Origin of the sequence: Pseudomonas sp. B19125 (assembly GCF_044218855.1) — a bacterium.
GTDB classification, from domain to species: Bacteria; Pseudomonadota; Gammaproteobacteria; order Pseudomonadales; family Pseudomonadaceae; genus Aquipseudomonas; species Aquipseudomonas edaphica.
The window spans coordinates 2561757-2575400 of record NZ_CP162589.1 but is presented as its reverse complement, the minus strand read 5'-3'; the positions used below and the strand labels follow the sequence as shown (position 1 = coordinate 2575400).

Annotated in this window: 11 protein-coding genes and 1 pseudogene; 7 read left to right on the top strand and 5 right to left on the bottom strand. The window is 57.7% G+C overall.

What is annotated here, in order from left to right; genetic code table 11:
• Position 1: 1 nt before the first annotated feature.
• Positions 2–288, bottom strand: a pseudogene (locus AB4P96_RS11740) (DUF3313 family protein); the annotation flags it as partial.
• A 133-nt stretch (positions 289–421) separates the two neighbouring features.
• Between AB4P96_RS11740 and AB4P96_RS11735 the strand changes: the two are divergent.
• Positions 422–781, top strand: a complete 360-nt coding sequence (locus AB4P96_RS11735) for a DUF6896 domain-containing protein (RefSeq protein ID WP_395600976.1) — start codon at positions 422–424, stop codon at positions 779–781.
• 232 nt (positions 782–1013) lie between these two features.
• Here AB4P96_RS11735 and AB4P96_RS11730 read toward each other — a convergent pair whose 3' ends face one another.
• Both AB4P96_RS11730 and AB4P96_RS11725 read right to left on the bottom strand, forming a co-directional pair.
• Positions 1014–1415, bottom strand: coding sequence for a hypothetical protein (locus AB4P96_RS11730; protein WP_395600797.1), 402 nt, complete (start codon positions 1413–1415; stop codon positions 1014–1016).
• A 295-nt stretch (positions 1416–1710) separates the two neighbouring features.
• Positions 1711–2451: a BPL-N domain-containing protein gene (locus tag AB4P96_RS11725; RefSeq protein WP_236447251.1), complete on the bottom strand. Its 741-nt coding sequence runs from the start codon at positions 2449–2451 to the stop codon at positions 1711–1713.
• 125 nt (positions 2452–2576) lie between these two features.
• Between AB4P96_RS11725 and AB4P96_RS11720 the strand changes: the two genes are divergently transcribed.
• The 6 genes from AB4P96_RS11720 (at position 2577) to solA (ending at position 6797) form a co-directional block, all read left to right on the top strand.
• Positions 2577–3032 (top strand): VOC family protein, encoded by a 456-nt coding sequence (locus AB4P96_RS11720; RefSeq protein ID WP_099548977.1) that lies wholly within the window; start codon positions 2577–2579, stop codon positions 3030–3032.
• A 67-nt stretch (positions 3033–3099) separates the two neighbouring features.
• A complete protein-coding gene (locus AB4P96_RS11715; protein WP_395600796.1) occupies positions 3100–3726 on the top strand; it encodes a LysE family translocator in 627 nt (208 codons plus the stop codon).
• A gap of 9 nt (positions 3727–3735) precedes the next feature.
• On the top strand, positions 3736–4146 hold the full coding sequence (locus AB4P96_RS11710; RefSeq protein ID WP_395600795.1) for a hypothetical protein: 411 nt from the start codon (positions 3736–3738) through the stop codon (positions 4144–4146).
• A gap of 16 nt (positions 4147–4162) precedes the next feature.
• Positions 4163–4858: a DUF1963 domain-containing protein gene (locus tag AB4P96_RS11705; RefSeq protein ID WP_395600794.1), complete on the top strand. Its 696-nt coding sequence runs from the start codon at positions 4163–4165 to the stop codon at positions 4856–4858.
• Between the two features lie 15 nt (positions 4859–4873).
• Positions 4874–5224, top strand: coding sequence for a hypothetical protein (locus AB4P96_RS11700; RefSeq protein WP_395600793.1), 351 nt, complete (start codon positions 4874–4876; stop codon positions 5222–5224).
• 403 nt (positions 5225–5627) lie between these two features.
• A complete protein-coding gene (gene solA, locus AB4P96_RS11695) occupies positions 5628–6797 on the top strand; it encodes an N-methyl-L-tryptophan oxidase (RefSeq protein WP_099548973.1) in 1170 nt (389 codons plus the stop codon).
• 76 nt (positions 6798–6873) lie between these two features.
• Here the strand turns inward: solA and AB4P96_RS11690 are convergent, their stop codons facing one another.
• The gene (locus AB4P96_RS11690; RefSeq protein ID WP_017136952.1) at positions 6874–7500 is read right to left on the bottom strand and encodes a glutathione S-transferase family protein; all 627 of its coding nucleotides are present in this window, start codon (positions 7498–7500) and stop codon (positions 6874–6876) included.
• Between the two features lie 118 nt (positions 7501–7618).
• Positions 7619–13153 (bottom strand): dermonecrotic toxin domain-containing protein, encoded by a 5535-nt coding sequence (locus AB4P96_RS11685; RefSeq protein WP_395600792.1) that lies wholly within the window; start codon positions 13151–13153, stop codon positions 7619–7621.
• Positions 13154–13644 lie beyond the last annotated feature (491 nt).

The window sequence follows — 13644 nt, the reverse complement described above, 5'->3', positions numbered from 1 at the left end:
CTTAGCTCTTTTTAAGCTTCAGGTACGACTGATGCAGGTCCGAAGCCCAGCCGTCGATGACGCTCTTCACATCATCGGCCTTCATCACCTGGGAGTCGTTCGACAACGGCTTGCCGGTGCCTTTGCGCACGACCTGGGCGACTACTTTGCCGCTGTCGCCATCGAGGAACTGGCTTCGGTACCCAGGGTAGTTTCCTGGTCACGAATCCCAGTGCCAGTGCTGACCGCTGCAGCCATCAACGCCACGGGAATGTACTCATACGGCTTGAGGCTTTCGGTCTTGCTGCTGCCCATCAATTGCGTCGACTGCTACTCTCTGCGGTCAATGGACTCAGTGCTGCTTATAACGTGAGACCGTAGGAATAACCAACTCGCCATTTTGATCAGCGACTACCAAGCAAGTGTTGGCGCCGCTGTGGACATGATGCATCGGTCTGGTATCCCGCGGCCCTTGACCAATACGGATTGGGTGGGAGCTGACATTCCTCAGCACGGAGAGCTAGAAGGCGGAGTTCGTTACTTCAAGCACGGCTATGGCTGCACGGTTAGCCTCCCCACAGGAAAAGTAGACTTTGACTTTGGGGCTTATGGTGAGATCGGTGGCTTCGACGCTTGGCGACTTGCTAGTTTCGCAGGCGACAAGTTGCCGGAATACGGTTTTGCTGATGAGGATGCACTCACAGAGTGCTTCAAAGCAGAAGCTGCTGCCGGTTCTCTAGTGTATTCAGGGTACATTCTGTACTACGTAGCAGACGACACCTCACAATTTCTGTCGAAATAGTCCGTTCTATCCGAGCATTAAGTTCTCAGTACAGGGCGCCTGCCTGGACCTGCCAATTTCGGTCACCTACCACCGCCAAGTTAGGCCGATTAATGCCCGTTCCGACAGGCAGAAATCGAGCCAAAGCAGACAGTGGTCACCTGCCGATCTTGCCCAGAAAAGACTATTCGATTCGTATACGAAAATGGGAGCGACTCATAGAGTTGTCGTGGTTAAATATTTATTCAGTGAATTATTCTTGGTAAGTGGTGTTATTTTTAATTATTGCAGTGGATTGGATTTCGATAGTGCTGCACTTAATTAGATTTTTGGATAGGAAGTCTACAATCTGCGCTTTCTCTTTTAAAGATAAGGCACCGGTGGCTTGGCGTTGGATTTCTTTGTTCAAGTTCTCTGCTAGTGTTTCATACGAAGAACTGAGTTGGTGTGATAGGGCGTAATGTGTGCTGAATTTAGATTCGTACTCTTTCTTGGCTTCTGGCTTGATCAATACTTGTGCGGCCGCATAAAACGCAGCGCAGCTTGTATTAGCCATTGCAAGAGGTTCAAGATTCACGCCTTTTTGATCCGCTGACACGTTGTGAGTAATTACTGAAAGTGAAACTAAAATCATCTTCAGATTCTTGCGTTCCATGTCTTTAGATCCGGTATAACTACAAATAGGCCCTAAATGGGGCAAAAAACGCTTTCGTGGACTTGGTGGATAACATTCCTTGTTTCCTGCCTAGGCTGGGTTTTGCAGCGGTCCGATGACCACGTAAGGGAGTTATACACCATGGTTGGAAAGCCACGGTTACTCTCGCAGATGCATGAGCAGATCAGCTTAAACACTACTCGATTCGCTTTGCGCGAGTCTACTGCGACTGTCCGCTCCTGACCGAAAGATGACCTTCCCACAATTATCTACCGAACAAACGCAGACACATACATCATTCCCCAACCCGCCCCACCAACACCCCAAACAACTCCCCCCGCGGCATCTCACTCAGCGCAATCCCCGCATTCTCAAACCACTCCTTCCCCGCCTCCGGATGCGGCCCGCTCAGCACCACCACACCTTTCTCATACCGATACCGCGCCGCCGCCACATCGCCATTGCGATAAGTCGCGATCACCGTATACGGCGCGTGCCCCTTAACCTTGGGAAAGTACGGCCCATCCTGATAGAACACACTGTCCGGCTTGCCATCCCACACCACTCGCACCGCCGCGTCTTCAATCCCGCGCACTTCAAACCCCGGTCGCCCGGCTTCGGAGTCGAGGTCCTGGGGTATCAACCCGAAGTTGCTGTTATCGGCAAGATAAGCACCCATGCATAACCCCAGGTAGCGCCCGCCCTTGGCCACGTAGTCTCGAATGGCGCCCACGCGTGCATCACCGAAGCTGTCGAGCGCAGCCGGAATATCCTGCCCGCCGCCCGGCTGAACATAGAGGTCATAGCGTGCAAGGTTTTGCGGGGTGATGTCGATGGCTTCATCCGCGCCTACAAAGTCGATCTGATAGTTGGGGCTGAGCCGCAGCAAGGCGTTTTTGACGTTCTCGGAACAGTCATCACAGCCCGCCGGGCCTCGGTAGATGGCGACGTGGGTGATGGGCGTTGCGGCCTGTGCCCAGGGTGATTGCAGGGTGGCGAGTACAAAAAATGCGGCAGCGATGGCGGGCAATTTCATGGTTGAGGGCTCGGCGAACAGGGGTTAGGACTGTTCGAAGCCTATATCGAACGCGACTTTCAATTCGTTAACAGTTGTAAATCGGCTACTGTCGCCTGAATCCACACCCGCCAAGAGGGCCTGTAATGGAGCTGAAGTTCAGCCACGTCGACGTACTGGTCGAGAACCTTGAAGAAACCTGCGCTTATTACGCCAAGATCCTCAAGGCCAAAATCTCCAACACCCAGGTGTGGGAACGCGGCGGGCTGCATGTGCGATATGCGGTGGCGTTGATGGGCCTGGAGCGTTTTATGCTGGTGCAGCCGGTGGCGGGCAACTTGCGCGAGCTGTTGGACGCGCACGGTGAGGGCATGATTTATCGGCATTGCTACACCACGCCGGATATTGAGGTGGCCTATGCCGAGTTGATGGCCGAGGGTGTGCAGCCGCAGGATGAAAACGGCCGGCCCTTGAGCCTGGCGGATCTACAATCGCCGTCCGGCACACGGATCATTTGGTTGCCTAAGCGCTTCGGGCATTTCTCTATCGAGATTCTGGAGGAGAAAGGCTTGGAGGCGTTTATGGTCGCCGCGTTTGCTTGATCGGCGTTGCATTGGCTGCCTACATGAGGATTACTGTAGGCCGCGCCCATCTGCGAGATAACCCGCCATGTTTGAATTCACTGCCCTCGTCACCTACATCGCCGTGGTGCTCGGCCTTTTCCTGATCCCCGGCCCTTCCGTGCTGCTGGTGCTCACCCGCACAATTCAAGGCGGGCGCAAGGTCGGTGTTACGACCGGGCTGGGTGTGGCGTGCGGCGATTTGATTCACACCCTGTGCGCGGCGTTGGGGCTGTCGGCGATTTTGATGACTTCGGCGGCGGCGTTTAACGCGGTGAAGTGGGCTGGCGCGGCGTATCTGATCTACCTGGGCGTGCGGGCGTTCATGGCCAAAACCGGCACGCATGCGCGATTGGAGCTACCGGCGGTGACGCCGCGCCAGGCGTTTTTCCAGGCGATTGGGGCTGAGGTGTTGAACCCGAAAACGGCGATCTTCTTCCTGGCGTTCCTGCCGCAATTTGTACACCCGGAATCGGGTTCGTCGCTGGTGCAGTTTGCGCTGCTGGGCTTGATCTTTTCGGTACTGAGCGCGGTTTATACAAGTTTGCTGGCACTCTCGATTCGCCCGTTAAGTCGCGGGCTCAAGGGGCTATCCAAGCTGCGTCGGTGGGAAGGCAAGATCATCGGCACGTTGTTTATGGGGCTGGGGCTGAAAGTAGCGTTTCAGCAGCGATAGGCAGGCGCGATGAAATCCCATGGTTTTGCACTCGGGCATATAGAGGTTGAGGTCGAAGGACGTGCCTGTGACCTGCACAATTTCTATGTCGCCAGCGACATCCATTACGCGCTGTCTGAGCGCACGCTGTCGCTCAGGTTTACACGGCGGACCGGGGACTGGGTGCCGCCCGAAGAGCCTCGGGAGATCACCGTCACGTTCCATGGCGTGAGCTTCTTTTCGGCCGAAGGGCGCCATGACAGCCCGATTGAAGACGATATGGTGCTTCACGCCATCGGCATTGTGGCGGCCGACGCCGAGACAGAAACGTTCTACCTCTGCGATACCTTCCCCGCCGACCATCACGTGGTGGTGTGCTTCGCATCGGGTCTGACCTTGCGGCTGCACGCTGTTGAGGCGCGGTGTTACATTCAGGTCTAAGGAGTTTCAGTTCAGCATGGAAATAAAAGACATCCGGCAACGCTTGGCCAGACCTGCGCTCAAACTGACTGCCGGTGGTTTTCGCCCCGCCGGCACGGATGAGGAAAGCTGGCTTGGAAATGTGTTTCTGTTTAAACCCGATGAAGTCGTTCCGACCAACGACGCCGGGGTACAGTTACTCCCGTACGCGCAGTTTTACTTGCCCAACCTGCCCTTCTATTGCCCAGTGCTTGAAGGGATTCGCGTACTGACAGTGTTTGTCTCAGCGCCTTTTCCCGAACACTTCGAACCGATGGGGAACAACTGGCTGATTCGTGAATATGGGCCGGAAGACCTCTTGGTTCGCAAGCAGCTCTCGGTAGATGGCGCTTTCCTCAAACCCTTCCCATTGAGTGCGGAGGTTGTGCCTGAAGACTTCCCTTTGTGGGATGGCGGCGGCGTGCCTTCCGACCTTGAGGATGAAATACTCAAGCTGGAGCGAACAGATGCAATTCAAAGCTATTACGACCTGGTGACGCACACCTACGAGCACAAGATCGGTGGTTACCCATCTTTTTGCCAGTCCGGTGTTGATCCGGGTGAGGGCTTTGAGTTTGTGTTCCAGATATCCTCGGACGCGAAAATAAACCTGAACGTCGTAGACAGTGGAAGCCTGATGTTCTGGAAGCACGCCGTCACGGGCGAATGGGCGCTCTACTATGACTTTTATTAAATCTCAGGACCTTTGATGCCCCCAACCAAACGCGACACCGCCCGCCTCGAACGCCGCCTGGTCGCCACGTTGACCGACGCCTGCGAAACCGCCAAGGCTGAAATCCCGGGCTTCGAGTGGCTGACTCACACGGTCGATTACGCCGCGTTCCCGCAAAGCCTGCGGGTGATTTGGGTGTTCGATACGCGGGCCAATAAGGAGCTGGCCCTGGCAAACGGCGCGGACCAACGTATGCACGAACTGACGGCTGTTGCGCTGCACGACGCCGAAGTGGCCCCCGTGAAAATCGAGCGCTGCGTGCGCTTTGATTGCGAAGAAGCCTGCAACCTCCAGCATGGCGGCGACTGGCGGGCACGCCTGGCCTGACGCGGCGCTAATGTGGGAGCTGGCTTGCCTGCGATAGCTATGGGTATCTACACAACGTTTGAAGGCAGCCAATTTCTCCTGTGGCGAGCAGGCTTGTCCTGCGTTGGGCTGCGAAGCAGCCCCAAACCCAGACGCTGAGTTCTTTCAGGAAAATTGCAGTGCCTTTACTGGGGCTGCTTCGCAGCCCAACGCAGGACAAGCCTGCTCGCCACAACAGCCCACCTGCCACAGACTTCGTGTTAACCGGCTATCGCAGTTCAAACCAGCTCCCAAAGGGGATTGCGGGGCGACGAAGATCAACTGTGGGTTTCCTGAACGGGGTACAGGCTACCTTCTTATCCCCATTGTTTTTTCCCACGCCTTAGCCTCAACTACGCCCTCACCTCACACACGAGTACCAACCTTGGAACGCTATGAATCGCTGGTCATCGGCCTGGGCGCCATGGGTGCCGCCACGGTGTATCAACTGGCAAAAGCCGGTGTGAAAGTCGCCGGCATCGACCGCCACCACCCGCCCCACAGTTTTGGCTCCAGCCATGGCGATACGCGTATTACGCGGCTGTCGGTGGGCGAAGGCGCGCAGTACGTGCCCATTGTGCGGCGTTCGCACGCTATCTGGCGCGAGCTTGAGGCGTTGTCGGGGCAGGCGCTGTTTGAGCAGTCGGGGTTGCTGGTGCTCACCTCTCGTGATGACTTTGACCCCAGCGATGCAACCGACTTCACCCTGCGCACCATTGGCCTGGCGCAAACCTACGGCATTGAACATGAGCGGCTGGACGCTGCGCAGATTCGCCAGCGTTTCCCGCAATTTGCCCAAGTGGCGGACAGCGCCATCGGCTATTACGAGCCTGGCGGCGGCTTTGTGCGCCCTGAGCGCTGCATTGATGTGCAACTCACCTTGGCCGAGCAACACGGCGCCACGCTGTACAAGGGCGAGACGGTGACTCACATCAGTTCGGATGTTCACGGCGTGACGGTGACCACCGACCAGCGCACGCTACAGGCCGACAAGCTGGTGGTGAGTGCGGGCAACTGGGCCGGCGAATTACTCGGCGCGCCGTTTGACCGGTTGCTGAGTGTTTATCGGCAACAGCTGTTCTGGTTCGCGCTGGAGCCTGGGGCCGACCTGGTGGGCAAATCCCCCACCTATATCCTCACGCACGAACAAGGTCAGACCCACTATGGGTTCCCGGCGTTGCCCGGCGAAGGCAGCATGAAGCTGGCTACGGCGCAGTACCACACCACGGCCACGCCTGAAACGCTGGACCGCACGGTCTCGGCGGCGCAAGCCCAGGAGATGTACGAACAGCAGGTAAAGGGCCGTATAACCGGCGTGTCGGCCAAAGTGCTCAAGGCGGCGGTGTGTGCCTACACCGTGACGCCGGACCACGATTTCATTATCGACGAACACCCCACGTTGCAGCACACCCTGGTGGTGTCGCCGTGCTCGGGGCATGGCTTCAAGCATTCGGCGGCGCTGGGTGAGGCATTTGCGCAGTGGTGCATGCGAGGGTCGAGTGACCTGGACCTGTCGGCGTTTTCGTTAAAGCGTTTCGAGGGCAATAGCGTTTAAGAATGGGGGACACAGCCCCGTGGCGAGCGGGCTGGCCCCCCTCGCCACAAGGGGCAATTGTGCCTTCTGGCCTGACCTATTTGGCGAACGCGTATTCCCCGCCCTGCTCCACCGCCTTGCGGTACGCAGGTCGCGCCTGGAAGCGTTGCACCCAGGCCGCCAGGTTTGGATAGGCCTGCAACTTGCCCTGGGCCTTGGCGATTTCACCGATAAAGCTCATCTGAATGTCCGCGCCGCTCAGTTCGTCACCGACCAGATACGGCGTATCCGCCAGCACGTCATTCAGATAGCCCAGGTAGTTGGCCACTTCCGACTCGATACGCGGGTGCAACGGCGCACCGGCTTCACCCAGACGACCGACGTAGAGGTTGAGCATCAGCGGCAGCATGGCCGAGCCTTCGGCAAAATGCAGCCATTGCACATATTTGTCGTAGGTCGCAGAGGCAGGATCAGGTTGCAGGCGGCCTTGACCATGGCGGCGGATCAGGTAGTCGATGATGGCGGCGGATTCGATCAACACCAGGCTGCCATCTTCGATAACCGGGGATTTCCCCAGTGGGTTGATGGCCTTGAGCTCCGGGGGCGCCAGGTTGGTTTTCGGGTCGCGCTGGTAGCGCTTGATCTCGTAAGGCAGGCCGAGCTCCTCAAGTAGCCAGAGGATGCGCTGTGAGCGCGAGTTGTTGAGGTGGTGGACGATGATCATGGGAAGCTCCGCAGGATAAGCGTGGGTGTCTGGCCATGAGACTACGCCAGCCCAGTGGAGTGCCCACGATTTATTGTGGCAGCCCCTTCACGAGAGGCTGCACCTCAAGAGGCGGTGATCAGGCGACGGCGGTCAAACGCACTTCTTTTTTGAGCGCATCCACCAAGCCTTCTATCGTTGCGTACCGCTTGCCTTGCAACAGCGGCCAGCGCTCGATAGACAACTGCCCCAGCTCGTCACTTTTTATTGGGGTGGTAATAATCTCTCCAGTCCTGGAACGGTGAAGCAGACTGGCTTGTGTGGATGAAGCGTACTCGACCAGGAAGTCACCGATGTTTTTCAGGCGCACGCTCGGCAGGGTCGAAGCGGAAACGGCCGTCAACTGCACATCCGTCTTGAGTGCATGAATCAAAAAATCCAGACTTGGGTAACGCTTTGCTTGCAACTGTGGCCACCGCTCAATAAAGAACTGCCCCTTATCGTCAATTTGAACAGGCGTGGAAATGATATCTCCAGTGTTAGAACGATGGAGCACATTGGCTTGGGTCATTGAAGGCCGCTCGATCAGGAAATCGCCGACACTTCTGATCCATGTACGATCCGCTGCAACCATCGGGGGCGGCGCCGGCGTACCGGCCACACCGACATGCACCTTGAAGTCACTGCGCATGGCCGTGCCCGCGGGCGTCTTGACCCCGCGCTCGAGGATTTCCCAGCCTCCACGGTGCAGAGGCAGCGCATGGTCGGGCGCGACATCGCGTACCGTCAAGCTGACCGCATCCTGCAATTGCGCAATGCCTGGCACGCCCTGATAGATGTCGGCGTGGGAGGTGCCCATGAGTGCGACCCACTTATGCGGCCCCAGTGCCGCCTGATCAGCCTTGATCACCTCATTGGCAAAGTAACTGAACACGCTCTGGCGGGCGTTCAAGTCGTGCATGCCTTTGACGTGGTAACTGGCGGTGCAGTCGAGAGCCCGCACGCGGATGCCCGCCTTGTTCGCCGCTTTGACGACCTTGGTGTAGGTGTTTTTTCCCGTGTAACCGCTCCCCATATGGCCGAGGTCCTGCGCCCTCAGATAGCGCTTGAGATTTTCCGGCATTTTCAGCGTGTTATAAAAGACGTCCAGTTCAAGCTGGTGCAGATCGGTAAGCAGGTGTTCCAGATACAAGGTTTTTACACCCTGCTCTTTCAATAGCTTCATGTATTTAATCAGGAACTGTTTACTCGCCTTATCCGCATGCGCTTCAGCAACAATCAGTCCGCGCTTGAGTTTGTACAGTAGCTTGACGAACGCCTCTTCGCTGGCCACCGTACCCAGCTCGACGAAGGTGGACCGTGCCGGGGGCGTGTAAGTGGCAAAGGCGGCTTTGGCGGCCTTCTCCAAACGACTACGGGTGTTCTTGAACCCCTTGAACGCCGCCTCATACAGGTGCCCAATCCCAAAGCCGTAGCGAGTATCCAAGTCACGATGCGAGTGCACCATTTCATCCAGGTGCGCTTTAAACGACGCGGGCAGATCGAACTCACTGTAATGGGACGGTGCAGCGGGCGCCGGCACCGCCCTTGAAGGACCCGCCGTCGGCAGCGCTTGTGATGCCGGCGCCATGGTCATCCGGTAATCACCCCGGGACAACGCGGCGGAGGCAGTATCAGGCGAGATGCCCACCGCCTGGCCCGGGGTAACATCCTCCACACGCAGGGCGATGACATTCTGCAAATCGGCCAGCCCCGGCACTTCGTCCGTGCTCCCTATGCGGGTGTGATCAACCAGGGCGATCCAACCATCATCGGGGTCGTTTTGTGAAAGGGCTTTGTGGGAATAGAAGTTCCTGAGTTTGCTGTTGCGAGGGATAAACCGCTCTTGCTCAGACAGCGCCAGCACATGCTCCATATGATAAGAACTCGAGGCGTCCACGCCGTCGATCGCGACCTTGTGCTTGTGGGCTTCAAGCATCAGTTTACGGTAGGTAAAAGGCGCGTCCGCGTCCCAGCCCAAGCCTGAGTCTACCCGCGCCAGATGGTCCTCGACCTGTTTCAAGGCATACGCCACGTCACCCTGGGTTTCGCCGTTGATAATTTTGAGTTTGGTCCGGAAAACATCGGCCGGCAGGTTTTCAACGTACACGCGCTTGAGCCCTTGCGCTTTCAAGGCTTGCAGGTTTTCGATGAGTAATTGCTTACTGGCAACGCTGGTATTGGATGCGCCAATGATCAGCCGCTTCTTGAGTGGAAACAGGGTGGCAAGCGCAGTAGATGGGCTGGAATCCGGTGCCAGCACCGGCAAGCCGCTACGGTCCGGGCGCGCTGGAGGCGAGGCATAAAACGCGTCCGCGTCTTGAGTCAGGTGTTTCATCTGATCGAGATAGCTGTCGCGTAGAGGCTTCAACTGAAGATAGGCCCCGTCACTTATGCCCTGTGCAATGGCGTCGTCCGGAGGGCTGGTAACGATGCGCACATATTCAAGGTCGAGCGCGCGCCTGAAGTACTTCCCTTGCTCGGGTGCAATCTCGTAGGGCACCAGTAACTCGTCGACCTCTTCGCGCAGTAGTGTATGGCGCCCGCCTCCCGGAGTCGTGAAGCGCACCCAATGGCCATCGCTGTTCTGGTTGACCACACGTGTGGTTGACTGCATTTGCCCGGTGACTGGGTCACGGCGAAACAGCAGATGCCGCCCCAGGGAGTCCGGTGTGTTTTTGATCCAGAACTGCTCGGAATTGAACATCACAGGTTTCATTCCGGCAGCAATGCCTGGGTCTATATCGTTGATCAGCGTGGCCTGCTTCAGCGCCTTGGTCACCGGCCGCACGCGCAGTGCTTTAAGGGCCGGGCGAAAGTCAAACAGCACAGCGCCGCCCACATTGGCCAGGTAGCCAATGTAGTGTTTCAAGGCTTCGCCCGTGTCACCCTGTTGGTAGGCACTGATAGCGAGCATCGCGTCCTTGAACGCCAGCAAACCACCCAGGCCCAGGCTCAATACGGGAAAAGGGATAGTGGCGATGGCAGTGACCAATTCGACGCACGTCCAAAGAATCCCCGTGATCATCTCCGTGCGATTGACCGTGGTGGCAACTACATCGTCTATTTTGCGCTGCAACACCATGTTGTAAAAATCATTGCGCGGGTCGCTCACGGTGGTGTCCGGGGTTATCCGGTCATAGCGCGCCGGGCTTGGGGTCGTACGGTCAATCGTTTCGGGTAAGCCATTGCGGGCAGTCTTCAGAAACGCTCCGATCCGTACCTGAGATGGGACCGGCACCCGACCCTGCAGGTAGTCCGACACACCGTCGACCTTTTTCAGCCAGTAGTTGAATAGCTTCGCTTCACGAAAACCGATGCCATCGGGTGCGTTGGGGGTGTAGAGCAAAACCGGGTTGCTTGCATGGCTGAACAGGTAGCTGCCTATCACCCAATCGCCGTCAATGCTCAGGCGATGTACCTGATAAGTCGAGCGGGTCGCCGCCGCTGTGTCGCCAAGGCTGTCGATCGCACGCTCCAACCAGGTCAAGTCGACTCGGGCGATATGACCGCGCAGGCAGCCATCGAGTGCGGCGTACTTCATCTGCAGTTGTGTGATCGTCAAGGTGGCGTCGCGCCGTTTGGCGTAACCGGGACTGCTCGCGCTTTGCAAGTTGGCGCGCACTTCGTCGGTGTAGCGTTGCCCGATCCATACACCCGTCACCGCCCTTGATACGTTCTGCGGGGTCAAACGGCTCAGGTCCACGCCCACCGGCCCGCTGAACGTGGCCGAAGTGGAGAATTTCGGGTCGATGAACCCGACGTTATCCGTGTAACCGTCCCTGTACAGCCGGGTATAGGAAATGGGCTTCGGCGCACCGCCCAGCAACGGCCAGGGCGCCGACACAAACACGCTATCCGGGTCGATATCATTCTGACGGCGACCAAGCAGCGTGTTCAGGCTGAGTTTGGCTTTATCGTGCAGATAGGCATTGAAGGTAATGAAGTTCGCTTCTGAATCGGGCATGGCGTTATAGACGCGCAAGGCACCTGCGGCATCTTCGGCAAGGCTGGTCAACCGGGTTCGGTCCGCCGCCTGGGCTGAGCGATACCACAGCGGGGTGCTGTATTCGTAGTCGTCCTGCGCTGCGCTTTGCCCATGCATGACCATGGCGTCCAGGCATATCGTGTGGGAGCACACAGGGCCAAATGTCACTTCCTCATGTTCCTTTGCGTCGGGCCTGAAGCCCAAGCCTTTGAGGAACGTGTGCATCTTCGGCCGAAAACGCAGCGGGCATTGCTCCAACAGGTAGTCGCTCATGGTGCGACCCTTTAACCGGGTGTTGTCATCGGCCCAACCGATGATATGCGCCTGGCATTCGAGCTCGGTGGTGAACGCCAGGAACTGTCGCTCACGTGGCGAATCGGGGGTGCACAACAGCATGCGTCGGATTTGGCCGTTGGCATCTTCCTCGCGCAATAACCACAGGTCTTTGAGTTGCGCGCCATGCAGCAGCACGGTGCGTGCGCACAGGAGCGGGTTCGTACCGGCCCGCAACGCTTCGAACAACCTGTGGTCTGCCGGGCTCAGGTCGCCTCGCAACCGGGCGACAAAGGCAAGCAACACCAGGCGATGATCAAACAGGTCGCGAGTAGCCTGCTTGTAGCCAGTTTCGGCCTGCATTTTTTTTTGCAGCGCGGCATAGTCCAGGCGCGGTTGCAGGCCAGGTTCGCGGAGGATGTGGAGCAGGCTTTGCGCACTCAGAACGGCATGGTCACCTTGCAGTGGCGCGTCGGCATAGGTCAGGGCGGTCGTGGTCAAAAAATCAGAGCCGGGCAACTCGTCGTCGGTATGCAGCCCGTCATAGCTTAATTGCACCAGATTGCGGGTCTGCTCATAGGTGCCGACATTGGCGACGTTGCGTCGGGTGGTGATGTTCAGGTGACGCGGGTCCAGGTCGTAGATTTCCAGCGCTTCGTCCAGATACTCGGTCAACTGGAAACTTGCCAGGGCTTGAGGCGACGCAACAGGCCCCAGCAGCTCGATATAGGTAGCCCGGGCCTGATTGTAATCCTGCATGCAACGACTCAGGGTTTGCTGGTCCGTCGCAGCCGCGTTGCGATACCAATCCGGCAGGCTGTTATAGACGCTGCGCTCGAGTAGCTGTTGGCGCCTGAACGCCAAGCGTGACGACAAGTCTGGCAGCGCTGCTGCCACCGCGTTGTCCAATGCTGACTTGAGCTGCGTTGCCTCGTGCAATGGGTTGTCCAGCAGGCTCAATGCCAGTTCGATGTCCTGGCTGCGCTTGTCGATCATCGCGTTGTAGGTGTGTTCGAACAGTGGCTCGCCGTCAATGGGCAGCAATTGCAAGGGCCAGATATCGACGACATCCAGCGTTTGATAACGTACAGGCAAGTGTCGGCAGAACTCCGCTCGCCCCGCCGGTAGCGCCAAAGTCGCCTTGAGGCTCTGGTCGAGCTGCACCAGAGAGTCGAAGGCCTCCAGCCCCCTGTTTGGCGTGAACAACAAGACCTGGCCGAGGTTTTCTACCGACGTCAGGTTGTCCACGACTGGGCTGGACTTTCTCGTAAGAACGAAGGCCCCGGCAAATTCCACAGTTTTGTCCTGGTAGCTGAAATGAAGCGAGTACATGCCAGGACGAAAGGTCGGGCCTCGGGAGCAGTCTTCAACCATGCGTTGTTCGGCAGGGCTTAGCAGGTAATCACGCACATCCAGTTTGGCTTGCTGCTCCAACGCGCCAAGACCGGCCGCCTGGGTGAGGTAGCTCTTGCGGCCTTGAATGCCTACCGTGCTGACTTCGTCAAGGCCCAGCAGGTGCTTGTCCAAGTCGGTTTTGAGTTGGGCAAGCAACGTCTTGCCGGCCGCTTGGGTGAGATCTGCCTCCGTCAATGCCTCGAACAAGCTGCGTGACCTCGCCAACAGGACGTTGTTGGCGCTGATCAGGGTGGTGTTCAGTTGTTCCAGCGCATGCAGTTCGGCAGGTAATACGACAGGCTCCTGGGTTTGCGTGCGCAGGCCCGGGTCGATCTCAAGCAGGTGTGTACGAATTTCCTGAAACGTCGGTGACGCGGATGTAGGGCTCGGCGTGCTCATGGGCACGGTCCTCATACTGATGGAATGAACCCTCAGCATGAGACGCAGCCCGAGCGTATCTGCGGTAGATA